Annotated in this window: 22 protein-coding genes; 17 read left to right on the top strand and 5 right to left on the bottom strand. The window is 65.6% G+C overall.

Features of this window, described 5'->3' with window-relative positions:
* Positions 1–73 precede the first annotated feature (73 nt).
* Positions 74–1,270 carry a M20 aminoacylase family protein gene (locus ACOIX3_RS33450; protein WP_420966286.1) on the top strand — a complete coding sequence of 399 codons (1,197 nt, stop codon included), beginning with the start codon at positions 74–76 and terminating at the stop codon, positions 1,268–1,270.
* A 34-nt stretch (positions 1,271–1,304) separates the two neighbouring features.
* Positions 1,305–2,609, top strand: a complete 1,305-nt coding sequence (locus ACOIX3_RS33445) for an MFS transporter (protein ID WP_420966285.1) — start codon at positions 1,305–1,307, stop codon at positions 2,607–2,609.
* Between the two features lie 51 nt (positions 2,610–2,660).
* Here ACOIX3_RS33445 and ACOIX3_RS33440 read toward each other — a convergent pair whose 3' ends face one another.
* From ACOIX3_RS33440 to ACOIX3_RS33420, 5 genes are all read right to left on the bottom strand, one after another.
* Positions 2,661–3,491, bottom strand: coding sequence for a YiiG family protein (locus ACOIX3_RS33440; RefSeq protein WP_420966283.1), 831 nt, complete (start codon positions 3,489–3,491; stop codon positions 2,661–2,663).
* Positions 3,492–3,789: 298 nt separating this feature from the next.
* A complete protein-coding gene (locus ACOIX3_RS33435; RefSeq protein ID WP_420966281.1) occupies positions 3,790–4,425 on the bottom strand; it encodes an aspartate/glutamate racemase family protein in 636 nt (211 codons plus the stop codon).
* Between the two features lie 91 nt (positions 4,426–4,516).
* Positions 4,517–5,527: an amino acid ABC transporter substrate-binding protein gene (locus ACOIX3_RS33430; RefSeq protein WP_420966278.1), complete on the bottom strand. Its 1,011-nt coding sequence runs from the start codon at positions 5,525–5,527 to the stop codon at positions 4,517–4,519.
* A 12-nt stretch (positions 5,528–5,539) separates the two neighbouring features.
* The gene (locus ACOIX3_RS33425) at positions 5,540–6,889 is read right to left on the bottom strand and encodes an aspartate aminotransferase family protein (protein WP_420966276.1); all 1,350 of its coding nucleotides are present in this window, start codon (positions 6,887–6,889) and stop codon (positions 5,540–5,542) included.
* Positions 6,890–6,894: 5 nt separating this feature from the next.
* Entirely contained in the window at positions 6,895–7,770 is an 876-nt protein-coding gene (locus ACOIX3_RS33420; protein WP_420966275.1) for a MurR/RpiR family transcriptional regulator, read from the bottom strand.
* A 195-nt stretch (positions 7,771–7,965) separates the two neighbouring features.
* On the opposite strand from ACOIX3_RS33420, the gene ACOIX3_RS33415 reads away from it, so the two are divergent.
* From ACOIX3_RS33415 to hemC, 15 genes are all read left to right on the top strand, one after another.
* The gene (locus tag ACOIX3_RS33415; RefSeq protein ID WP_420971847.1) at positions 7,966–9,078 is read left to right on the top strand and encodes an amino acid ABC transporter permease; all 1,113 of its coding nucleotides are present in this window, start codon (positions 7,966–7,968) and stop codon (positions 9,076–9,078) included.
* A 1-nt stretch (position 9,079) separates the two neighbouring features.
* Positions 9,080–10,201: an ABC transporter permease subunit gene (locus ACOIX3_RS33410; protein WP_420966273.1), complete on the top strand. Its 1,122-nt coding sequence runs from the start codon at positions 9,080–9,082 to the stop codon at positions 10,199–10,201.
* 337 nt (positions 10,202–10,538) lie between these two features.
* Positions 10,539–11,039 (top strand): hypothetical protein, encoded by a 501-nt coding sequence (locus ACOIX3_RS33405; RefSeq protein WP_420966272.1) that lies wholly within the window; start codon positions 10,539–10,541, stop codon positions 11,037–11,039.
* Positions 11,040–11,112: 73 nt separating this feature from the next.
* Positions 11,113–11,907: a FadR/GntR family transcriptional regulator gene (locus ACOIX3_RS33400; protein ID WP_420966271.1), complete on the top strand. Its 795-nt coding sequence runs from the start codon at positions 11,113–11,115 to the stop codon at positions 11,905–11,907.
* A 24-nt stretch (positions 11,908–11,931) separates the two neighbouring features.
* Positions 11,932–13,350, top strand: a complete 1,419-nt coding sequence (locus ACOIX3_RS33395; protein ID WP_420966269.1) for an amidase family protein — start codon at positions 11,932–11,934, stop codon at positions 13,348–13,350.
* A gap of 41 nt (positions 13,351–13,391) precedes the next feature.
* Entirely contained in the window at positions 13,392–14,837 is a 1,446-nt protein-coding gene (locus ACOIX3_RS33390; RefSeq protein WP_420966267.1) for an amidase family protein, read from the top strand.
* Between the two features lie 200 nt (positions 14,838–15,037).
* Positions 15,038–16,258 carry an ABC transporter substrate-binding protein gene (locus tag ACOIX3_RS33385; protein ID WP_420966266.1) on the top strand — a complete coding sequence of 407 codons (1,221 nt, stop codon included), beginning with the start codon at positions 15,038–15,040 and terminating at the stop codon, positions 16,256–16,258.
* A gap of 585 nt (positions 16,259–16,843) precedes the next feature.
* Positions 16,844–17,596, top strand: a complete 753-nt coding sequence (locus ACOIX3_RS33380) for a hypothetical protein (protein ID WP_420966265.1) — start codon at positions 16,844–16,846, stop codon at positions 17,594–17,596.
* Between the two features lie 124 nt (positions 17,597–17,720).
* Positions 17,721–19,313 carry an NAD(P)/FAD-dependent oxidoreductase gene (locus ACOIX3_RS33375; protein ID WP_420966263.1) on the top strand — a complete coding sequence of 531 codons (1,593 nt, stop codon included), beginning with the start codon at positions 17,721–17,723 and terminating at the stop codon, positions 19,311–19,313.
* On the top strand, positions 19,310–19,720 hold the full coding sequence (locus ACOIX3_RS33370; RefSeq protein WP_420966261.1) for a c-type cytochrome: 411 nt from the start codon (positions 19,310–19,312) through the stop codon (positions 19,718–19,720). The genes ACOIX3_RS33375 and ACOIX3_RS33370 overlap by 4 nt, the downstream gene beginning before the upstream one ends.
* A 19-nt stretch (positions 19,721–19,739) precedes the next feature.
* Positions 19,740–20,228, top strand: coding sequence for a Rid family hydrolase (locus ACOIX3_RS33365; RefSeq protein WP_420966259.1), 489 nt, complete (start codon positions 19,740–19,742; stop codon positions 20,226–20,228).
* 143 nt (positions 20,229–20,371) lie between these two features.
* Positions 20,372–21,790, top strand: a complete 1,419-nt coding sequence (locus ACOIX3_RS33360; protein WP_420966257.1) for a M20/M25/M40 family metallo-hydrolase — start codon at positions 20,372–20,374, stop codon at positions 21,788–21,790.
* Entirely contained in the window at positions 21,790–22,608 is an 819-nt protein-coding gene (locus ACOIX3_RS33355) for an aspartate dehydrogenase (protein WP_420966255.1), read from the top strand. The genes ACOIX3_RS33360 and ACOIX3_RS33355 overlap by 1 nt, the downstream gene beginning before the upstream one ends.
* Complete coding sequence (gene pncA / locus ACOIX3_RS33350) at positions 22,608–23,228, top strand: bifunctional nicotinamidase/pyrazinamidase (protein WP_420966254.1); 621 nt, start codon at positions 22,608–22,610, stop codon at positions 23,226–23,228. Before ACOIX3_RS33355 ends, pncA begins: the two co-directional genes overlap by 1 nt.
* A gap of 65 nt (positions 23,229–23,293) precedes the next feature.
* Positions 23,294–24,304 (top strand): hydroxymethylbilane synthase, encoded by a 1,011-nt coding sequence (gene hemC / locus ACOIX3_RS33345; protein ID WP_420966253.1) that lies wholly within the window; start codon positions 23,294–23,296, stop codon positions 24,302–24,304.
* Positions 24,305–24,371 lie beyond the last annotated feature (67 nt).

Genomic DNA, 24,371 nt, shown 5'->3' with positions numbered 1-24,371 from the left:
AAGTTCAAATGAACTATGCATTGGACACATAGCAGGTCAATACCTGACGATCCGGCCATAACGGGAGGACGTTATGACCGAGGTGCTTCAGCTCATCCGCAGTCAGGCCGATACGTTCACGGCCATCCGGCACGACCTGCATCGCCATCCCGAATTGCCCTTCGACGAAAACCGCACCAGCGAGCTCGTGGCGGGGCTGCTCACGGACTGGGGCTACCAGGTCGAGCGCGGCATCAGCGGCACGGGTGTCGTCGGCCAGCTTCGCCGCGGCAACGGCCCGCGCGCGATCGGCCTGCGGGCCGACATGGACGCCCTGCCGATCGTGGAAGCGACCGGCCTCGGCCATGCCAGCACCAAGCCGGGCGTGATGCACGCCTGCGGCCATGACGGCCACACCACGATGCTGCTCGCGGCCGCCAAGGTTCTGGCCGAGCGCGGCAACTTCAACGGCACGGTGAATCTGATCTTCCAGCCCGCCGAGGAATACGGGCTTGCCGATAGCGGCGCTGCCCGGATGATCGCCGACGGCCTGTTCGAGCGTTATCCCTGCGACGCCGTCTTCGGCATGCACAACATGCCGGGCTACCCGCAGGGCCGCCTCGTCTTCCGCGACGGTCCGATGATGGCGTCCTCCGACAAGGTGCTGATCACGCTCATCGGCAAGGGCGGCCATGGCGCGGTGCCCCATCTTGCCGTCGACCCGGTGGTTGCCGCGTCCAGCATCGTCATGGCGTTGCAGACCGTGGTCGCACGCAACGTCAACCCGAACCGGACTGCCGTCGTCACGGTCGGCGTGCTGCAGGCCGGCACCGCCAACAACGTCATCCCTGACGGTGCGAAGCTTGAACTGACCGTCCGGGCGCTCGATCGCGAGGTGCGCGAATTGCTTCAGCAGCGCATCACCGCTCTCGTCCACGCACAAGCCGAAAGCTACGGCTGCTGGGCCCACATCCAGTACTGCAAGGGCTATCCGCCGCTCGTCAATTCCAGCGCCGAGACCGAATTCGCCCGTGAGGTCGGCCGTGCGCGCGTCGGCGAGACCGAGGTGGTCCCGCAGGGCGAGGCCCTGACCGGAAGCGAGGATTTCGCATTCATGCTGGAGGCGCGGCCGGGCTGCTATCTCCTGGTCGGCAACGGCATGCCCGGCGAGACCGGCGGCGTCCCCGTGCACAATCCCGGCTACGACTTCAACGACGCCAACATTCCGGTCGGCAGCGCCTATTGGGTGATGCTCGCCGAGCGCTTCCTCAGCCAAGCCCCGCAGTCCTGACGGATCCCAGGGACCAACCGACACGGAGAAAGACATGAGCGCGAACATCGCGAGTGGCGCAGTGTTGCCGGATTCCGCCGACGAGAAGCCGACGATCACGAAGACCGCAGTCGCCGCCGCCATTGCCGGCAACGCGCTCGAATTCTACGACTTCGTGATCTACGCCTTCTTTGCCGTCTATATCGGCAAGGCCTTCTTCCCGGTCGGAAACGAGGCCGCAAGTCTTCTCGCGTCGGTCGCGGTCTACGGCGTCGGCTTCCTGACCCGGCCGCTCGGCGGCGTGGTGATCGGAGCCTTCGCGGACAAGGCCGGCCGCAAGCCGGCCATGATCCTGACGGTTGCGCTCATCACCGTCGGCACACTGGGACTGGCGGCGACGCCGAGCTACGCCTCGATCGGGATGGCGGCGCCGATCATCATCCTGATCTGCCGGCTGCTGCAGGGTCTCGCCATCGGCGGGGAGGTCGGACCGTCGACGTCGCTGCTGGTCGAGGGCGCACCGAGCGGCAAGCGTGGCCTCTATGCGTCATGGCAGATCGCCAGTCAGGGCATCGCGGTTCTCGTCGGGGGCCTGTGTGGCGTGCTCGTCTCGGCCAACCTGACCGAGGCCCAGCTCGCCGATTGGGGTTGGCGCGTGCCCTTTCTGGTGAGCCTGATCCTGATCCCGATCGCAGTGTATATGCGCCGCAAGCTGCCCGAGACCCACGAGGACGAGTCCGGGAAGAGCGGAGCCGAAATCGTTGCCACGGTCGTTTCCGGGTATCGACGCTATTTGATTCTCGGGATCCTGCTCCTTCTGGCCGGCGCGGTCTCGGCCCAGGTCGGCAACTACATGACGACCTACGCCATCCACACGCTGAAGCTGCCCGCGACGCTGGCCCAGACCGGCACGCTCGTCGGCGGCCTGATCACCTTTATTGCTGCCCTCGCGGCCGGCTACCTGTCGGACCATTATGGCCGCAAGGCGCTGATGATCTGGCCTCGCGTCGTTCTCACGGTTCTCGTCATCCCGCTCTTCATGCTGCTGCATGCGAGCCCGAATGCCGCGACGCTGCTCTTTGTGACCGGGACCACCGCTCTCCTGGCGGCGATGAGCGGCGCGGCGAGCCTGGTCGCCATCCCGGAGTTGATGCCGACCGCCTTCCGATCCACCGGCACCTCGCTGATCTACGCGATCGGCGTCACGCTGTTCGGCGGCACGACGCAGTTCATCATCACCTGGCTGCTCGGTGTCGCGGGCCCGCTGGCCCCGGCTTGGTACATGGTGGTCACCAGCCTCATCACGCTCTGGGCGATGTGGATGATTCCCGAGACCCGCGACGTCGACGTCACGAAGTAGGCGGCAGCCGGGAGCCCGCTGGCGCGGTGCTCGCAACTTTGCAGGGTGGATTCAGATGCGGGCGCCGCGGTTGTAGCCGTCGACGAGCTGATTGTAGTCGCGCATCAGCCGGGCCGGCGATCCTTCCACCATCCAGCCCGCGCCGGCGTTGCTCAGCATCATCTTCTCGCCGGAGCTGTAGGGCACCTTGTCGCGAACGCGGCGCATGAGCTGCTTCGCCGTGGTGAGGAATGATTTGGCGCTGCCGATGAACATCGAGCCGAGCTTGACGTCACCGTCCTTGCCCGAGGCCTCCTCGGTTGCCTTCACGGTGGCCTCATATTCGTTGAGCGCCTGGGTTATCGCGTCGAGATCGGGTTTGTCGGCCTGCTGCGCGCGAAGCACGCGCTTGGCCTGGATCATCAGGGCCTCGACATAGTAGTGCGACTTGCGGCCTTCGCTCGCCTCGATCGCGGCCAGCTGCTCGGCTGCGCGATTGTCATTGATCGCCTCGACGCCGGCGCGCAGCGCCTTGTCGGCGCCGGCAAACGCATCCCATGCCGCGACCAGGCGCGGATGGAACGCTTTGCCCTTGGCCATCTTGTCGTCCTTGTAGTTCTCCTGGGTGTAGTAGTCGTCCGCCTCCTTCAACAGCGGCTCGAGCGTGGTGACGGCCGCAACATATGCATTCGCAGCCGCTTCAAGCCCGGCATCATGCGGGTCCATTGCATTGGCGGCTGCGACGCTGGTCTTGCAGTCGGACGTGTCGTAGATCGTGTAAGTGCCGTAGATGATCCGCTCCTTGCCGGTGGGACCGCTTTTGGCGGCCCAGGAAAAGTAGCGTTCGCGGGATTCGTATGATCGCGCCGAAAGACGGTTGATGCACCCGACATAGGCGTTCACCTTTTGCGTCAATTGCGCGGAGGAGGCGCTCGCCGATGACGCAGGCGGGGACTGTTGGGCGGCCGCCGGTTTGAGAAGCGCAACGATGGCTGCAATCACAAGGAAAGAGGTATTTCGCATCGGGAGTTTGCCCTCATCTCGGCCGGAAGTCGGCCGCCTCAGCCTGGGAAAATAATGTGACAGCAGAAGATTACGTCACGAGCCTCCGCCGAGGCCGCGCGGCACACTATCGACAGATTTGTTTGTCGGCTACGGGCCGAAAGCCACTACCGCCGGAACCCGGCGATGATGGGCGCGCCTACTTGATTCCGAGCAGCGCCTTCAGCTTCTTGACCGCGCTGTCGGGCGTCGTCAGCACCTCGCGTCCGGTGACCTCGGCGACGCGCTCGGCCGCCGGCGCCATGCTGTATTGCGCGAGCGCGATCAGATCGCAGTCGCGCAAATCCCTGGCTGCCTCGACCACGATGCGATCATGCTCGGCGCGGTCGCCGCGATCGAGCGCCGCCAGCGCGCCCTCGGCGAGTTTCGGCACCAGCGTCACCGACGCTGGAAATTCCGGCGGCATCGACACCAGCGTCGGCGGGAAGGTCGAGAGCAGGCCGATGCGCTTCCCCTTCGCGACCGCCTGCTCGATCATCGCCTCGTTCGGCTTCAGCACCGGCATCGGCGCGTGCGCGCGCGCCACCGCCTCGATGCAGGGGCCGAACGCCGAGCAGGTGAACAGGACGCCGTCGGCGCCGGTGCTGACGGCGTAGCGGCCCATGGTGAGGAAACGCTCGGTCATCCGCTCGCTGAGCTTGCCGTCGCGCGCAAGATCGGCCGACAGGCTGTCGTCGAGCAGGTTCATCAGCCGTGCCTCCGGCCAATGCCTTGCGAATGATGCCTCGATCGGGACGATCGAGTGCTTCAGGGCATGAATGAGGGTGATGCGCATGGCCGCTGTTTCCTTCTGCCTCTCCCCGCTCTTCGCGGGGAGAGGGTTGGGGTGAGGGGCTCTCTCCCCGTATGCGGGGCGAGGTGATCCGTTACTTGAACGGGATCGCGTACATCAAGCCACCCTTGCTCCAGGTGCCGTTGAGGCCGCGCTCGAGCTTCAAGGGGCTCGCCTTGCCGACATTGCGCTCGAAGATCTCGCCGTAATTGCCGCCGGCCTTGATCGCCGCGACCAGCCATTTGTTGTCGAGGCCGAGCCGGCTGCCGAGATCGCCGGACGCGCCGAGCAGGCGCTGGATCGCCGGGACCTGCGACTTCGTCATCTCGTCGACATTGGCCTGGGTGACGCCGAGCTCTTCGGCTTCGACGAGGCCGTAATGCAGCCAGGTGATGATGTCGCTCCAGACCTCGTCGCCGTTGCGGGTGAACGGGCCGAGCGGCTCCTTGCTGATGGTCTGCGGCAGCACGACGTAATCTTCCGCCTTTGGCGCGGCGGTCGCGACCGCGCCGGCGAGCGCCGAGGCGTCCTGGGTCATGGCATCGCAGCGTCCGCCGAAGAAGGTCTGATACATGGTGTCGGGGCGGTCGAACACCAGCGGCTTCCAGTCGATGCCGTTGGCGCGGCCGTAATCGCCGAGCGTCACCTCATGCGTGGTGCCCTGCGCGACGCAGACCGTGGCGCCCTTGAGATCCTTCAGCTCCTTCACGCCGAGATCCTTCTTCACCACAAAGCCCTGGCCGTCGTAGAAATTGACCGGGCCCTGGCGCAGGCCGAGCGTGGTGCCGCGCAGATAGGTCTGCGTCGAGTTGCGGTACAGCACGTCGATCTCGCCGGACTGCAGCGCGGTGAAGCGGTTCTGCGCGGTCAGCGCGACGTAGCGCACCTTATTGGCATCGCCGAGCACGCCGGCGGCAAGCGCGCGGCAATAGTCGACATCGAGGCCCTTGAAATTGCCTTGCGAGTCCGGCGCCGAGAAGCCGGCAAAGCCGGTCGAGACGCCGCACACCAGTGTGCCGCGCTGCTTGATGGTGTCGAGCGTCGCCGCGCTTGCGCTCGCGATGCTTGCGGCGAGCAGGCTCGCCGCGATCAATGTTTTCCTCATCCTGTCCTCCTCCTAATGACCAACATCTTTCAACGCGCCATCTACCGCAGCGCCGAGCCTTTCGACGATCATGTCGATGTCGCCGGAAGTAGCGATATAGGGCGGGGCGAGCAGCACATGGTCGCCGCGCTGGCCGTCGGCGGTGCCGCCCGAGGGATAGCAGCCGAGCCCACCGGCGAACGCTGCGGACTTGATCCGCTGATGCAACTTCAGCTTGGGATCGAACGGCTGCCGCGTGCCGCGGTCGGCGACCAGCTCGATCCCCCAGAACAGGCCGCGGCCCCTGATGTCACCGACATGGCGGTGATTGCCGAAGCGTTCGGTGAGCCGCTGCTCGAGCTGGCGGCCGCGCGCCTTGACCTGGTCGAGCAGCTTTTCCTCGCTGATCACCTTCTGCACCTCGAGCGCGGCGGCGCAGGCGAGCGGATGCGCCAGATAGGTGTGGCCGTGCTGGAACGCGCCGGAGCCGTTGCGGACGGTGTCGACGATGGCACCGCTCGCAAGCATCGCACCGATCGGTTGATAGCCGCCGCCGAGGCCCTTGGCGACCGCCTGGATGTCCGGCGAGATGCCTTCCTGCTCCCACGCATGCAGCGTGCCGGTGCGGCCCATGCCGCACATCACCTCGTCGAGGATCAGGAGCGCACCGTGGCGGTTGCAGATCTCGCGCACCGCCTTGAAGTAGCCTTCCGGCGCCGGCACGCAGCCGGCGGTGGCGCCGACCACGGGCTCGGCGATGAAGGCGGCAACGTTCTCGGGGCCGAGCCGCTGGAATTCCGCTTCGAGCTCGGCGGCGAGCCGCGCGACGAAGGCGACCTCCGATTCATCGTCGCGCTTCTCGTGATAGGCGAAGGCCGGGGTGACGTGGCTGAACGACGGCGACAGCAGCGGCGCATAGGGCTCGCGGCGCCAGGCATTGCCGCCGGCCGACAGCGCACCGAGCGTGTTGCCGTGATAGCTCTGGCGGCGCGCGATGAAGCGGGCGCGCTGCGGCTCGCCGCGCTCGATGAAATATTGCCGCGCCAGCTTGATCGAGGCCTCGATCGCCTCCGATCCGCCGCTGACGAAATAGACATAGCCGAGACCGCCGGGCTCGTGGCCAACCAGCCGCTCGGCGAGTTCTTCCGCGGGCTCCGACGAGAAGAAGCCGGTATGCGCATAGGTAAGTTTTGACGCCTGCTTTGCGATCGCGGCCAGAATCCGCGGATGCTGATGCCCGAGACAGGACACCGCGGCGCCGCCGGAGGAATCGAGAATGCGGTGGCCATCCTCCGCGATCAGCCAGACGCCGTCACCGCCGATTGCTTTCGGCGGGGTCTCGCGCAGGCTGCGATGCATCACGCGGCTCTTGTTGGCTGCCATGATACTTATCCTTTCTCGACAAAATATTGCGACATCGCGGCGAGCCGGCCCTCGGTCTGCTCCAGCTTGCGTTTTGCGCCCGCGCCGCCCAGCGTGAAGGCAACGGCGGCCAGCGACTGGGCGACTGCGATCGCGCCGGTCAGGCTCGGGAAGAAGCCGGGAGAGGAGGCGGCCTCGAACAGCAGGAGATGATCGGCGCCCTCAGCCATCGGCGCACTGATCGTGTCGGCGATCGCGATCAGCGTGGCGTGCGCCTGATGCGCCGCACGCGCGGTCTCGACGCTGACCAATGTGTAGGGCGCAAAGCCGATCACGACCACGGCGTCGCCTGAGCGGAAAGCGCCGTGGTCGAGATCGAACGGGCCGGAACCGCCGACCAGCTGCACGGCGTCGGGGCGGAACAGGCGAAGCTGGTAGGTCAGGAGTTCCGCAACGCTGCGGCAGCTGCGAAAGCCCGTGATCCAGATTCTATCAGCGGCGTGCAGCGCACGCGCGGCGTCCGCGATCGCGCTCGCCGAAATCCGCGCCAGCCCCGCGGCTTCGGCCTCGATCTTGTCGTGCACCAGTTTGACATCGGCATTCGGCCCGGCGCGGCGGCCCTTGGCGCGGCCGGAGAACGGCGAGGCCTGCGCCGGCCGTCGCGCCTCGGTGAGTGCGGCGCGCAATTCGTCCCAGCCGGAATAGCCGAGCGCCTTGGCAAGACGGGTGAAGGATGCAGGATCGGCGCCGGCGACCGAGGCGAGATCGCGCATCGAGCGGGTGGTGGCGTCGTAATCATTGGCTGCGACAAAACGCCCGACCTCCTGCAAACGCATCGGCAGCGACGGCAACGCGCTGCACAATTCGTTCAGGGGCGATGGTTTCGGCTGAGCCTGGGCCATGAAACATATGTTGCACGAATGTCGATTTGGTGCAACATATGAAGTGCGCAGCCCCGAATACGCTCTTGCGCATGGCAGAAGATCGCTTCTCACTGGGATCCTTGTGCTGTGACGACATCGACGCCGAAACGCTCCCCCGCCCGGGCTCCAGGTCGGTCCTGGCGGCTTTCGCTCAGCGATCCCCGCGTCGCCGGCCTGTTCTGGCAGGTCCTGGTGGTCGCCATCGCGGTCGCCATCGTCGCCTGGCTGTGGTCGAACGCGGTCCATAATCTCTCGGTGCGACGCATCTCGACCGGCTTTGCCTTCCTCGGCCGCGAAGCCGGCATGCCGATCGCGGATTCCTGGATCGATTACTCGCCGAAGAACACTTACCTGCGCGCCTTCATCGTCGGCATCGTCAACACGCTGCGCGTCGCCGTGATCGGCATCGTGCTGGCGACCGTGATCGGCACGCTGGTCGGCATCGCGCGGCTGTCGTCGAACTGGCTGCTGGCGCGGCTTGCCGCGGTTTATGTCGAGGTGCTGCGCGATCTGCCGCTGCTGCTGCAGCTGCTGTTCTGGTACGTGCTGATGCAGGGCCTGCCGGCGGCGCGCCAGGCGTGGAAGCCGGTCGAGGGCGTGTTCCTCTCCAACCGCGGGCTGATATTGCCGTCGGTCCCGTTGCAGGAGGCCAATTGGTGGACGATCCTTGCGCTGGTCGCAGGCCTCGTCGTGCTCCATCTCGTCAGGCGCCGCCTGATCGCGCAGCAGATGCTCGACGGCAAGGCGCGGCCGGCCTGGCCCTACGCACTCGTCCTCGTGGTCGCGCTGCCCGCACTGGTGTCGTGGCTTCTGGGAGCGAGCTGGAGCATCATGCTGCCGGAGCTGCGCGGCTTCAACTTCGTCGGCGGGCTGACCTTGGCGCCGGAATACTTTGCGCTGCTGATCGCGCTCGTCACCTACACCTCGGCGTTCATCGCCGAGATCGTGCGCAGCGGCATTCAGGCGGTGCCGCGTGGGCAGTCGGATGCCGCCAAGGCGCTCGGGCTGAAGCGCAGCTTCGTGTTGCAGCAGATCGTGCTGCCGCAGGCGCTGCGCGTCATCATCCCGCCGATGACCAGCCAGTATCTGAACCTGACGAAAAATTCCTCGCTCGCGGTCGCGGTCGGCTACCAGGACATCGTCTCGATCGCCAACACCACGCTGAACCAGACCGGGCAGGCGATCGAGTCGATCGCGCTGATCATGATGGTGTTCCTCACCATCAGCCTCGGCATCAGCCTGTTCATGAACTGGTACAACGCGCGGATCGCGCTGGTGGAGCGCTGAGATGAGCTCGGTCGCCCACCTTCCGCAGGATCCGCTGCCGATCGGGCCGCGGCCGGCGCCGCGGGCGCTCGGCGGTCATCTCACCGCGTGGCTGCGTGCCAATTTGTTCGCCTCGATCCCGTCCAGCATCATGACGCTGCTGCTGCTGTTCGTGCTCGGCAAGGCCTGCATCGGCCTCTGGCAATGGGGCATCGCCAACGCGGTCTGGATCGTCTCCGGCAATGACAGCAGCGCCTGCCGCGCGCTGCGCGGCGTCGGCGCCTGCTGGGCCGTCGTCCCCGAGAAGTACCGCTTCATCCTGTTCGGCACCTATCCGTTCGACGAGCAGTGGCGGCCGGCGCTCGCGGTCCTGATTTTCATCGCGCTGTTCGCGATTTCGAGCCGCCGCAGCCTCTGGCGCAAGGAGCTGTTCCTGCTGTGGGCCGCAGCCTTGATCGCGATCGGCTGCCTGATGTGGGGCGGCTTCCTTGGGCTGTCCTTTGTCACACAGGACCGCTGGGGCGGGCTGCCGGTGACCTTGATCCTCGCGACCTTCGGTCTGGCGTTCGGTTTCCCGCTCGGCATCCTGGTCGCGCTTGGCCGCCGCTCGAAGCTGCCGGCGATCCGCTCGCTCTGCGTGCTCTATGTCGAATTGATCCGCGGCGTGCCGCTGATCAGCCTGCTGTTCATGGCGAGCGTGATGTTCCCGCTGTTCATGCCCGACGGCGTCAACATCGACAAACTGCTGCGCGCGCAGATCGCCTTCATCCTCTATGCCGGCGCCTACCTTGCGGAAGTGGTGCGCGGCGGCCTGCAGGCGGTGCCGCGCGGACAGTATGAGGCCGCCGACGCGCTCGGGCTGTCCTACTGGGAGAAGAACGCGCTGATCGTGCTGCCGCAGGCGATCCGCCACGTGATCCCGCCGCTGGTCAACACCTTCATCGCCTTCTTCAAGGACACCAGCCTGGTCCTGATCATCGGCATCTTCGATCTCCTGACCACCGCCAAGACCGCGATCGTCGATCCGGCCTGGCAGTCGTTCAGCGTCGAGGTCTACGTCTTCGTCGGCGTGATCTACTTCGTGTTCTGCTTTGCGATGTCGCGCTACAGCCGCGGCCTCGAGGCACAGCGCACGCAAGGCTGAGCGATCCGGATTCTCCATCGCTCGCTTCGCTCACATTCATCCGCAGTCGCCTGCTCTGATTTTTGCAACGGCGTGTTCCGGCTTTAAGGATGCGGCAACCAAGACTTGGCCGATGGCTGGCGCGGAGCGCGGCTGGCACAGAGTGCACTAGGCGCTGTTCCGTCCCTAACCTATTTTGAGTGCCATTCGATTCGCGAACGCGCGCGATGACAAAAATCATTGTCCGCGTGGGCGTCGTCCGATTTGGACTGAGCGCCGCGCAAAGGCTGCCGTTACCTTTTTGATAGGAATGCATGGTGCCTGCCTGACAGGCTTATTTCGATTTTGCTGTACGCCAATGGCCGAAGACAACGCCGTCTATCCGGAGAGCGCCCGAAGCCAGGTCGACGACGCCCTGCAGGGGTTCTCGACCGATGAGCTTCGTGACCTGCTGACAGAGATCGAGCAGTTCTTGAGTCCTGAAGCTAAGCCGCGCCGACCAGGACTGCGGCTGGCGGGAGGCACATACATGAATGAGGCCATCGCGCGCGCAAACACGGATCACGACCTGGATCTGCTCAAGCGTCCGGGCGTTCCAGCCAATACGAGATCAATCCCCAGCAGGCGATCGCTTGAGCAAGAAGACAGGCTCGTCCGCCGAAGCGAGCAAGTTGCGTTTGCCGAAGCCAAGGCCGCAACATGCCGGGCTTGGGCAGATCGTCAAAGGCGTCTGACGGAATCGTTTGTCCCCGGATCCGTTGATCGAGAACTGGCTGAAAGGCTGCTCGCCAATTTCGAAGCGCTCGCGGGGTTCATTGAGGGATTCTGTCGCCGGATGCGCCTCACGGCGAACCAATAGCCGGCTTCAAGACCGTCCCGGTTGGGCCACCGAGGGCTTGCCAAGCCACCTCGGTCCTATTTATGATCATAAAATGGATAAATCGGCTCTTCCCTCTCTGGACCCGTCGCGGCGCGCCTCGATCAAGCGCAAACGCTCGGACGCCGTCGCCGATCTGATCCGTAGCCACATCTTCCAGGCCGGCTTGCAGCCGAACGACCGGCTGCCGCAGGAGGTTGAGCTGATCGAGATGTTCGGCTGCAGCCGCTCGACCATCCGCGAGGCCCTCAAATCGCTGGAAGTGCAGGGGCTGGTGCAGAACACCACCGGTCCCGGCGGTGGCGCGCGGGTGGCGCCGGTGTCGATCAACCGGATCGTCGGCCTGCTCAGCAACTACTTCTATTTCCAGTCGATCTCTACCGCGCAGATCTACCAGATCCGCCGCCTGATCGAGCCGGAGCTCGCCTTCAGCGTGGTCGGCCACCTCACCGCGGAGCAGTTCGCCGCACTCGACAAGGCGATCGCGGTGCAGGAGCATCATCCCGGCGGCATCGCGGACTGGGAGCACCACCGCCACGCCGAGATCGACTTCCACGACATCCTGATCGAGGCCTGTCCCAATCCGCTGCTCGGCCTGGTCGCCCGCTTCGTCAACGAGGCGATCCGGCATTTGATCGGCAAGCTCGGTGTGCAGGAATTCGCATCCAGCTTCACCTGCGAGAACATCGAGTTTCACAAGCGCCTGATGGCCGCGTTCCGCTCCGGCAATGCCGCGCGCGCCCGGCGCGTGATGCTCGACCATGTGCTGAGCGCCGAAGCCGTGGTGGTCCCCGCGGAAGACCGCCGCATGGATCTGCCGGTGTTTTACCAGCCGTTGCGGCTCGACTGAACAACAGCGTTGGAGGAAGCGGTCATGGTCACGCGGCGCGAGAATGAGTTGTGGAGCTGGTCGGCTGTCGATCTGGCGCGCGCGATCGCGACGCGTGTGATCTCGAGCCGGGAAGCCGTGCAATCCAGCCTCTACCGGATCGCGCAGGTCAATCCGGCGTTGAACGCCATCGTTGAGGTGCTTGCCGACGAAGCGCTGGTGGCGGCAGATGCTGCCGATGCCGCGGTGAAATCCGGCGCGGAGCTCGGCATGCTGCACGGCGTGCCGGTCACGATCAAGGTCAATGTCGATCAGCGCGGCCACGCCACCACCAACGGCGTCGTCGCCTTCCGCGACGTCATCGCCGCCGAGGACAACCCGGTGGTCGCGAATTTCCGCAAAGCGGGCGCCGTCATTGTCGGGCGCACCAACACGCCGGCCTTCTCGCACCGCTGGTTCACCAACAACGATCTGCACGGCGCGACCTATAATCCGTGGAGCCGGCACCTGACGCCGGGCGGCTCCAGCGGCGGCGCCGCATCGGCCGTGGCCTCCGGCATGGGCGCGATCGCGCACGGCAATGATTTCGGCGGCTCGATCCGCTATCCCGCCTATGCCTGCGGCGTCGCCGGCCTGCGTCCGACGCCGGGACGAATTCCTGCATTCAATCCGTCGGCGACGTCAGATCGTCCGATCACGTCGCAGATGATGTCGGTGCAGGGGCCGCTCGCGCGCTCGGTCGCCGATCTGCGCACCGGCCTCGCCGCGATGGCGCAGGCGGACGCGCGCGACGGCACATGGCTGCCGGTGCCCTTGCAAGGTGCGCCACTCAAGCGTCCGGTCGGCGTTGCGATCGCGGCGGCGCCGTTCGGCGACGAGGCGCCGGAGGTCAGCGCAGCGGTGCGTACCGCCGGACGCTGGCTCGCGGAGGCCGGCTTTGCGGTGGAGGAGACCTCGCCGCCGCGGCTCGCGGAGGCGGCCGATCTCTGGCATCGCCTCGTGATCAATGAGGAGCGACGCGTGCTGGCGCCGATGATCCGCAAGTTCGGCGACGATCGCAGCCGCTACAATCTTGACTGCCATATTGCCTATGCGCCTGAACTCGACGGCGATCAGGTGCTGGCCTGCTTCGAGCAGCGGCTTTCGATCGTGCGGGCCTGGCAGCTGTTCCAAGAGCGCTGCCCGGTCATCATCCTGCCGGTCTCGGCGCAATTGCCGTTCCGCTTCGATCAGGATCAGGAAGACGCAACGGTGGTGCGCGCACTGCTCGATGCGCAGCGGCCGCTGCTTGCGGTCCCCGCGCTCGGCTTTCCGTCGGTCGTGGTGCCGACGGGGACCGCCGGCGGCGCGCCGGTCGGCGTGCAGGTGATCGCCGGCCGTTTCCGCGAGGATGTTTGTCTCGCCGTCGCCGAGGTGATCGAGGCGCGCGCGTCGACGCTGACGCCGATCGACCCGCGCGATTGAAGGCACACGGATTTCGAAACCAACAACAAACACTGAGCATCATGGGAGAGTACAACGTGACGAATGCACCGATCTGGCAATGGTCCGCCGTGGAGACGGCGGCGGCCATCAAGAGCAACAAAGTGACATCGGAGCAGGTGGTTCGTGCCCATCTCGACCGCATGCACGCGGCCAATCCGGCGCTCAACGCCGTTGTCGTCGATCTCGGCGACGCTGCGCTGAAGGCGGCCAAGGCGGCGGACGAAGCGCTGGCGGCGAGCAAAGGGAAGGGCGGCGCCGTGGGACCGCTGCACGGCGTGCCGGTCACGATCAAGATCAACATCGACGTCGAAGGCCAGGCCAATTCGAACGGCGTGGTCGCCTTCAAGGACAATATCGCGCCGGGCGACTCGCCGGTGACGGCCAATCTCAAGAAGGCCGGCGCTGTTATCATCGGCCTGACCAACACCCCGGAATTCTCGCTGCGCGGCTTCACCGACAATCCGCTGCACGGCTTGACACGAAATCCCTGGAACGCGGACGTGACCTGCGGCGGATCATCCGGCGGCGCCGGCGCATCGATCGCGGCCGGCATCGGCACCATCGCGCATGGCAACGACATCGGCGGCTCCCTGCGCTGGCCGGCGCACTGCAACGGCATCGCCACCATCAAGCCGACCCAGGGCAGGATTCCGGCGTTCAATCCCAGCGCCACGGCGGAACGGCCGCTGATGGCGCAGTTCATGTCGTCGCAGGGACCGCTGGCGCGCCACGTCGCCGACGTGCGCCTCGGCCTCGAGGTGATGGCGCAGCGCGACCCGCGCGATCCCTGGTACGTGCCGGCGCCATTGACGGGGCCGAAGCCGGCCGCACCGATCAAGGTCGCGCTCGCAAAGATCCCTGAGGACATGACGACCGATCGCGGCGTGATCGCGCTTCAGCGCAAGGCGGCCGATCATCTGGCCGATGCGGGCTATGCGGTCAGCGAGGTCGAGGTGCCCGATCTCAACAAGGTCTGGCAGCTCTGGTGCGACCTGATCATGACCGAGACCCGCATCCTGCAGCAGGACCAGATGCTGGCGACCTCCAGCGCCGACTTCCAGAAGACGTTCCACGGCTTCATGGCGCTGGCAAATCCGTTGGACCAGGCCGGCTACATGAAGGCGATCGCCGAGCGGTCGCGCCACATCAGGAACTGGATGACGTTCCTTGAACAATATCCGCTGGTGCTGATGCCGACCTCGGTGCGCCAGACACCGGAGGTCAATGCCGATCTCGGCGGCGACCAGCGCGTCAAGGAGTTGTTCTGGAACGATCTGCGCTTCATTTCGTCGATGAACGTGCTGGGGCTGCCGGCGGCCGTGGTGCCGGTCGGGCTGCATGAGGGATTGCCGGTCGGCGTCCAGATCGTCGGCTCGCGCTATCGCGAGGACATGTGTCTCGATGCGGCCGAGGCGATCGAGCGCAAGGTCGGCATCCTGGCAAGACAATTGTGGGAGCGGCGCTGAGGCGGTCTCGACACCATTCAGCACTGTAAGCAACGCCGCGGCGAAATCTCGTCGCGGCGTTCGCATGACCGGCGACGCGCCATGTTCCTCCTCCCGGAATTTGTGCGCGGAATCGCAGAGCGCCATGCCGGCCACGGGGTTGTCGGCGATCCCTGATTGCTTCAGGAGTTCGTCCGAACCATCCGAACCTTGGGAACGAAATGTCCATCACGAAACGCTCGCCTGTGCTGCTCGCAATTGCCGCCGCGTGTCTCGCCTTTGCCGCCGGCGCTGCTCGCGCGGAGGACGGTGTCCTGCGGGTCGGCATCATCACCGACATGAGCGGGCAATATTCCGATGGCAATGGTCCGGGATCGGTGATCGCGGCGCAAATGGCCGCGGAGGAAATCGGCGGCAAGGTCGGTGGACGCAAGATCGAGATTATTTCGGCGGATCACCAGAACAAGCCTGACGTCGCGACCGGCATCGTGCGCAACTGGATCGACAACAAGGGTGTCGACGTGATCGCCGAAGGCGTCAATTCCGCGGTGGCGCTCGCGATCCAGACCGTGACGCGCGAACGCAAGAAGCTGTTCCTGATCTCGGGCTCCGGCTCATCCGACCTCACCGGCAAGCAATGTTCGCCGACCAGCGTGCAGTGGACCTACGACACCTATGCTTCCTCGAACGCGACGGCGAAGGCCGTGGTCGCGCGCGGCGGCACGCCCTGGTTCTTTCTCACCGCCGACTACGCGTTCGGCCAGGCGCTGGAGCGCGACGCGAGCAAGGCCGTGACATCGGCCGGCGGCAAGGTGCTGGGCGCGGTTCGGCATCCGTTCGACACCGCCGATTTCTCGTCCTTCCTGCTGCAGGCCCAGTCCTCCGGCGCCAAGATCCTGGCGCTCGCCAATGCCGGCTCCGACTTCCGCAACGCGGTGTCGCAGGCCGACGAGTTCAACATCCGCGCCAGCATGCAGCTCGTCGCGCTGCAGGTGACGCTCACCGACGTGCCTGCGCTCGGCCTCGCGCATGCGCACGATCTGCTGTTCACCGATTCCTTCTACTGGGACCGCACGCCCGAGACCCGGGTCTTCGCCCAGGAGTTCTTCAAGCGGCATGGCGCGATGCCGACGGCCTACCAGGCCGGCGTCAACTCGGCGCTGCGGCACTATTTCAAGGCGGTCGCTGCCACCAACTCGGCGGATTCGGAAACCGTGATCGCGCAGATGCGCAAGACCCCGGTCAATGATTTCTTCGCCCAGAACGGCGTGGTGCGCGAGGACGGCCGCATGGTGCACGACATGTACCTGATGCGCATCAAGAAGCCGGAAGAGTCCAAGGGCAAATGGGATCTCTACGAATATCTCGCGACGGTGCCGGGCGACCAGGCCTTCCGTCCGCTCGATGAAGGCGGTTGCCCCTACCTCGCCAAGGCACATTAGGGCGCAAGACGCCGCGGAATGCTGTGAAGTGAGCACGCCTCTCAGGCTCCCTCTCCCCTTGCGGGAGAGGGTGGGGAGAGGGGTGGCCCCGGGCGAGCTGAACGATCAGGGGACCAACCGCGCAATCGCGTTCACTCATCGCTGTGACGAATTCGGAGAGAGCGCGCCGTGTGGCACCCTCTCCCTAACCCTCCCCCGCAAGGGGGGAGGGAACCCGGCCGCCGGTGCGTCCCTCACGTGCGCGCGGCCAATGCGTTGCCCGACCGTGCAAGCCCCTCCGCTTTCCCTGCGCCCTCTTCGAGGAGGAACATGATGCAGGCCTCGGCAAATCATTCCGCGATAACCTGAACGTTTGGCTCGGCGGCTGCGCAAAGCATTCGGTGTCGTCCCTGCGAAAGCAGGGACCCATATCCACAAATGCTGATTGTTGCGGCAATGCTCGTGCGACGAGTCCCTTCAACAATCCCCGCCGCGGAGTATGGGTCCCTGCTTTCGCAGGGACGACAGCTGTGATGACATCGCAATATTCGAGCGTATCCTCCCTGGCAGAACACCATCGCGACGACCGCATCCAACAGAGGCACCATGACCAACACCATCGAGGCTCCCGACGGCGGCTACCGCTTCATGCTCGGCGTCAGTCAGTATTCCTGCGGCGTCGGTGCGCTGCCCGGTTATGCCATCGAGCGGGTCAGGTTCTCTGAACCGGTACCCTTGAGCGCAGGGTTTGAACGGATTGCCGAGATCATCAGGGGCGCGGGCCGTCCGCTGACCGCTTTCGCGGCCTGCGAACTGCGCTCGCCGGCGCCGTTCACCGAGGATGGGTTCAAGGCGTTCAACGAAATCTACATCAAGACGCTGGTCGCCTGGGGCGTGATGCGCGACGGCGTCAATCCGGTGGCGCGCAGCAACGTCTGTCCAAAGCTCGATCGGCCCGCCGAGCCGTCGTTCCACGCTTTCTGCTACACGGTGCCGGCGGCGAAGGATGCACCGACGAGCTTCGTCGTCGCCGGCAGCGGCGAGTCGGTCGAGGGAAAGGCCAACTATCGCGATCATACTGTCGCGCTCGGCGACACCAGCCCGGCTGGCATCCTGGCGAAGGCGAAATTCGTGGCTAACGAGATGGAGCGCCGGATGAGCGCATTCGGTGCCTCCTGGCGCGACACCACCGCGGTGCAGCTCTACACCGTACATGATGCCTACCCGGTGCTCGAAAGCGAGCTCGGCCGCCGTGGCGTGCTTCGCAACGGCCTGACCTGGCATTTCGACCGGCCGCCGGTGGTTGGACTCGACTATGAAATGGATTGCCGGCGTGTGCAACTCGAACGCGTCATGTGATGGTTCGGTCGCGTGATGCATCAAAAGCGCGTGTGGGCACATGCGTAAGCGCGTGCCCTTTCTTGACACAGGTCGCGTCAACCGTTTCCCTTCGCCATCGAAATCATCGGCTGGGTGAACGCGGGTGCAGAACCAATCTGTGATCAGGCGGCGGGATTTGCTGGCGCTGATCGGGACCATCGCCGGCAGTTCGGCGATGTATCAGGCGATGACGAGCCTCGGCTTCGCATCCGAGTCCGCCTACAAGGGGCCGCTCAAGCTCGCGGGCGACGTGAAGGGCGCTTCGGTGCTGATTCTCGGCGCTGGGCTTGCCGGCATGACGGCGGCGCTGGAACTGCGCAAGGCCGGCTACAAGGTCCAGATCCTCGAATTCAACAACCGCGCCGGCGGCCGCAACTGGTCGATCCGCGGCGGTGACAGCTTTACCGAGCTCGGCGGCTTCAAGCAGACCTGCCAGTTCGAGCAGGGGCTCTATCTCAATCCCGGCCCGTGGCGGATTCCCTATCATCACCGCGCGCTGCTCGATTACTGCCGCCGGCTCAACGTGACGCTGGAACCCTTCATCCAGCTCAACCACAATGCCTATCTGCACGCGACGCGTGCGTTCGACGGCAAGCCGCAACGCTTTCGCAGCATCAAGGCGGACTTCCAGGGCCAGGTGTCGGAGCTGCTCGGGAAAGTCACGCAGCAGGGCAGGCTCGACGAGTTCGTCAGCAAGGAAGACCAGGAGATCCTGCTGCAGTCGCTGCGTGACTGGGGCGCGCTGGATCGCGACTACAAGTACAATGCCAATCTCGGCTCCGCCGAGTTCCGCGGTTATGCGCGCGATCCCGGCGGCGGCTTGATGGGCGATCCGCTGCCCAGCGACCCGATCTCGCTGCAGGAACTGCTGCGGTCGCGGATGTGGCGCTATTTGCAGTCCTATGCACGCTACGACTTCCAGACCACCATGTTCCAGCCGGTCGGCGGCATGGACATGATCGGCAAGGCGTTCGCGCGCGAGGTCGGCGATCTCATCCGCTACAATGCCAAGGTGACGCAGATCCAGCAGAACGGCTCCGGCGTCACCGTGAGCTATGTCGACACCGCCAGTCCGTCCGCGGTGCAGCAGGCGACCGCCGACTGGTGCATCTGCACCATCCCGCTGCCGATCCTGAGCCAGCTGCCGCTCGACGTCAGCGGGCCGATGAAGAATGCGATCGATTCCTTGCCCTACGCCGCCTCGGTGAAGGTCGGGCTGCAGTTCAAGCGGCGGTTCTGGGAAGAGGATGAGGCGATCTATGGCGGCATCAGCTACACCGACCTGCCGATCCGGAATATCGGCTATCCGAACTATGGCTTCAACCGCGGCGGCCGCGGCGTGCTGCTCGGCGCCTATTTGTATGAGGGCGCCAATTCCTTCGAGTTCACGGCGATGACGCCGGCCGAGCGGGTCGCCAGCGCGGTCGAGTTCGGCGCCAAGATCCATCCGCAGTACAAGAGCGAGTTCGAGAACGGTGTCGCGGTGGCGTGGCATCGCGTGCCGTTCACGCTCGGCTGCGCCGGCGAATGGACCGAGGCCGGGCGGGCGCAGCATTACCGCAATCTCTGCCAGATCGACGGCCGCATCGCGCTGGCGGGCGAGCACGCTTCGCAGCTGCCGGCCTGGCAGGAGGGCGCGATCCTGTCGGCGCTCGATGCGATTACCCGATTGCACGAACGCGTGGTGAAGACATGATGGTGCGGACAGGAACATCGGTGATCGCGGCGCTCGTACTGCTGTCGGCGACCGCGGCCCTCGGGCAGGACAGCGGGGTGACCAAGCGCACCTTCTCTTCGGGCTACCGTTTCGTGGAAATGACCGGCGAGGAGCTGTTCGGCAATGTCTGCCAGGGCTGCCACATGCCGGATGCGACGGGCGCGAGCGGCGCCGGCACCTATCCCTCGCTCGCCGGCAACAAGAATCTCGAGACCGGCAGCTATCCGATCTACCTTGTCGTCAACGGCCGCCGCGGCATGCCGGCGTTCGGCGACATGATGACCGATGGTCAGGTCGCCGCCGTTGTGAACTATCTGCGGACGCACTTCGGCAACACCTATCAGGACGCGGTGACACCCAAGGACGTCCAGGACGCCCGCCGCTAACCAATTTGGAGAGAGTTCGATGAAATTCATCGGTATCGTACTGGGCGCCGCGCTGTCGGCGATGGCGACCGCTGCCTCGGCTGACGTGGTCAGGCATCCGATTCCCAACTCGACATTCCCGATCGCGCAGGCCGTGACCGTCACCGGCAACACCACGACAGTCTACGTCAGCGGACAGGTGCCGCCGGTCATCAACAAGGACGCCGATCCGTCGAGCCCGCAGGCCTATGGCGACACCAAGACCCAGACCGTCGGTGTCTTCAACCGCATCAAGGCCATTCTGGAAGGCCAGGGGCTCGGCATGGGCGACGTCGTCAAGATGCAGGTGTTCCTGGTGCACAACACGGCCGCGCCGATGGACTTCAAGGCCTTCATGGAGGGCTACACCCAGTTCTTCGGCGGCAGCCAGCCGAACCTGCCGGCGCGCTCGGTGGTCGGCGTCGCCGCACTCGCCAATCCCGGCTTCCTGGTCGAGATCGAGGTGATTGCGGTCAAGGAGGCTAAATAAGGACGCCAAATAAGGACTCCAAATAGCGTGCGCGAAAGCGCGGAGCATGCGCGCGGAAATTGAGGGGCTCGCCGTCTTGCCAAAGTGCGTGTCGCCTGTCTGAATTCATCTCCAATCAGGTGGTGGAATTCTGGGAGAGCACGATGGCGCACAAGGCCCGAAACATGGTTCGATCGCTGCAGATCGCGGCGGCGTTCGCGCCGGTCCTGCTGGCGTCCGGCGCCAGCGCGCAGGGACTGACCGAACAGCAGCAATTTGCCCGCGGCATCTACCAGGAGCTGGTCGAGATCAACACGACCACCGCGACCGGCGATACGCAGAAGGCGGCGGAGGCGATGGGCGCGCGGCTCCGCGCGGCGGGCTTCCCCGAGAGCGATGTCCATGTGTTTTCGCCCGCGCCGCACAAGGGCAATCTGGTGGCGCGGCTGCACGGCTCCGGCGCGCGCAAGCCGATCCTCTTGGTCGCCCATATCGATGTCGTGCCCGCCAACCGCGAGGACTGGTCGGTCGATCCGTTCAAGCTCACCGAGCAGGACGGCTATTTCTACGGCCGCGGCTCGGGCGACGACAAATACATGGCGTCGGCCTTCATCACCAATCTGATCCGCTACAAGAAGGAGGGCTACAAGCCCGACCGCGACATCATCGTCGCGCTCGAGACCGACGAGGAGATCCTCGATGCCAACGGTCTCGGCATGCAATGGCTGATCAAGAACCACCGCGACCTGATCGACGCCGAGTTCGCGCTCAACGAAGGCGGCGGCGTCGGCCTGAAGAACGGCAAGGCGATCCGCAACAGCGTGCAGACCAGCGAGAAGGTCTCGATCGGCTATCAGCTCACCGTGAAGGATCGCGGCGGGCATTCATCGCTGCCGCGCAAGGACAATGCGATCTATCGGCTCGCCGAGGGCCTGGTGCGGCTCTCCAAATACGACTTCCCGATGAATCTCAACGAGACGACGCGGATCTATTTCACCAAGACCGCCGAGGTCGACAAGTCGCACGCCGACGATATCAAGGCGATCCTGGCGCCGCAGCCCGATCCGGCAGCGCTGGCGCGATTGTCGGAGAATCCCGGCTATAATGCGCAGCTCCGCACCACCTGTGTCGCGACCATGCTGGAGGGCGGCCACGCCATCAACGCGCTGCCGCAGCTTGCAACCGCCAAGGTGAATTGCCGGATCCTGCCCGGCGAGCCGGTCGAAGGCGTTCAGGCGACGATCGAGCGCGTGCTCGCCGACAAGCAGATCGAGGTGACCCCGACCGGCAAGGCCGTGCTGAGCCCGCCGTCGCCCTTGAACGAAGAGATCATGGGATCGGTCGAGAAGCTGTCGAAGGAGTTCTGGCCGAATGCCGAAATCGTCCCCGTGATGAGCACCGGCGCCACCGACGGCAGCTATTTGCGCAATGCCGGAATTCCGACCTACGGCCATTCCGGGCTGGGATCCGATGTCGATGACAACCGGGCTCACGGCAAGGACGAGCGCGTGCTCGTCAAGTCGTTCTACGAGGGCGAGGAGTACCTCTATCGCCTGGTCAAGATGCTCGCCGGCGGGAAATGATGGCTGACGGAAAGACGAAGACACGGGTTGCGGTCGCCGGCCTCGGCGCGATCGGCACCGACGTCGTCAAGGCGCTCGATCAGGGCATCGAGGGCCTGACCCTGGTTGCGGTGTCGGCGAACAGTCCGGACAAGCACCGCAGCTGGATCGAAGGGCTCAAGTCTGCGCCGAAGCTGGTGCCGATCGAGCAGCTGGCCGAGGTCGCCGACATCGTGGTCGAGTGCGCGCCGAGCAGACTGGTGCGCTCGATCGTGGCGCCGGTGGTCGCGCGCGGCAAGACCGCGGTCGTGCTCAGCGTCGGCGCACTGTTGCAGAACGAGGACCTGGTCGACCTCGCGAAGGCGCATGGCGGCCAGATCATCGTGCCGACCGGCGCGCTGATCGGGCTCGATGCCGTGACCGCGGCCGCGGTCGGGACCATCCATTCGGCAAGGCTGGTGACGCGGAAGCCGGTCGCGGGCCTCGTCGGCGCGCCGCATCTGGTCGCGAACAACATCCGGATCGAAGGCATCACCGAGCCGCTGCGCATCTTCGAGGGCAGCGCGCGCGACGCGGCAAAGGGCTTTCCGGCCAATCTCAACGTCGCGGTGGCGCTGTCGCTCGCCGGCATCGGCCCCGATCGCACAAGGGTCGAGATCTGGGCCGATCCGACGGTGACGCGCAACACCCACCGCATCGAGGTCGATTCCGATTCCGCGCGGTTCTCGATGATGATCGAGAACATCCCCTCGGAGAATCCGAAGACCGGCCGCATCACCGCGCTGTCGGTGATCGCCTGCCTGCGCAAGCTGCGCGCGTCCTTGCGGATCGGGACGTGATGAAGATCGGGCCCGACGATCTCTTGCTGATCATCGACGTGCAGAACGATTTCTGCCCTGGCGGCGCGCTGGCGGTGGCCGATGGCGATGCCGTCGTGCCTGTCGTCAACCGGCTCGCCGGGCGCTTCGACCATGTCGTGCTGACCCAGGACTGGCATCCGGCGGGCCACAGCTCGTTTGCGACCTCGCATTCGGGCGCGGCGCCATTCTCCTCGATCACCATGCCCTATGGGCCGCAGACGCTGTGGCCGGATCATTGTATCCAGGGCACCGCCGGCGCCGCGTTTCATCCCGACCTCGTAACCGACCGGGCCGAACTCGTGATCCGCAAGGGGTTTCGCGGCGCAATCGATTCCTATTCGGCGTTCTTCGAGAACGACCGGACAACCCCGACTGGGCTCGCCGGTTATCTGCGCGAGCGCGGCCTCAGGCGCGTCGTGATGGCCGGGCTCGCGACGGATTTTTGCGTGCAGTATTCGGCGCTCGATGCACGGCGGCTCGGCTTCGAGACCACGGTCGTGCTGTCTGGCTGCCGCGCCATCGATCTCGGCGGCTCGCTTGCTGCCGCCACGGTGGCGATGCGCGAGGCCGGCGTGGCGCTCGTTGAGGAGATTCCCTGAGCGTGGCCGGGCCGGGGCAAAAACCATTGTTTTGACTGGCCTTTTGTTCTAATCCCCAGCCGTTGATGATCACGCGCAGCGGAGCTTTCGTGTCGGGACAGGTTTTGCGGATAGGAACGCGCAAGAGCGCGATGGCGCTCGCGCAGACGGACGAGGTCGCGCGGCTGCTGCGCGCCTCGGCGGGCGACCTTGCCGTCGAGATCGTCAAGTTCGAGACCCGCGGCGACCAGGACCAGACCAGCAAGCTATTGCGTCACGGCGGCAAGGGCGGCGCCTTCGTCGCCGAGATCCGCGAAGCCATGCGTGCCGGCACGTTGCAGGCTGCAATGCATTCGCTGAAGGACGTGCCGGGCAATGAGGAGACGCCGGGTCTCGTCCTCGCCGCGATGCTGGCGCGCGATGCGGCCAATGACAGCCTCGTGCTGCGGCCGGGCCTGACGCTGGATGCGTTTCGCGCCTCGCGCGGCAAGGGCTTCATGATCGGCACCAATGCCGTGCGCCGCGCCGCCTACCTGCGCCGGCTGTTTCCAGAGGCGACCGTGATCCATTATCGCGGCGCCGCCGACACGCGAATTGCAAAACTCGATCGCGGTGCCAAGCAGCGGCTGCCCGATGGCGGCGAGGTGGGGCCGGCGGATGCGCTGGTGATGGCGCGTTCCGGCCTCGAGCGCATCGGCATGACCGCGCGTATCGCGCATGATTTCTCCGTCGACGAGATGCTTCCGGCGGTCGGTCAGGGCATCGTCGCGGTCGAATGCGTCGAGGCCGACTGGGCGACGCGGGCGCGGCTCGCTGGTATCGACGATGCGCCGTCGCGGCTTGCGGCCGAGGCCGAGCGCGAGGTGCTGTGGGTGCTCAACGGCCATTGCAATTCGCCGATCGCCGGCCACGCCACGCTCGTTGGAAACGAGCTGACGCTGCGCGCCTCCGTGCTCGACGAGGCCGGTGCCGGCTTCATCGAGGTGACGCGGCGCGGGCCGGCGGACCGGCCGCGCGAGCTCGGCCGCGCCGTCGGCATGGAGCTGCTCGTGAAGGGCGCCGCCGAGATCATCGCGCGGACAAGGGTGGACGAATAGCGATATCTATCCCACGTCGTCCCGGCGAAAGCCGGGACCCATAACCACGAATGTTGGTTTTGGGACG

The organism is Bradyrhizobium sp. B120 (assembly GCF_049075665.1).
In the GTDB taxonomy this organism is placed as follows: Bacteria; Pseudomonadota; Alphaproteobacteria; order Rhizobiales; family Xanthobacteraceae; genus Bradyrhizobium.
The sequence above is the reverse complement of the archived record's forward strand: the minus strand, read 5'-3'. Positions and strand labels throughout refer to the sequence as shown.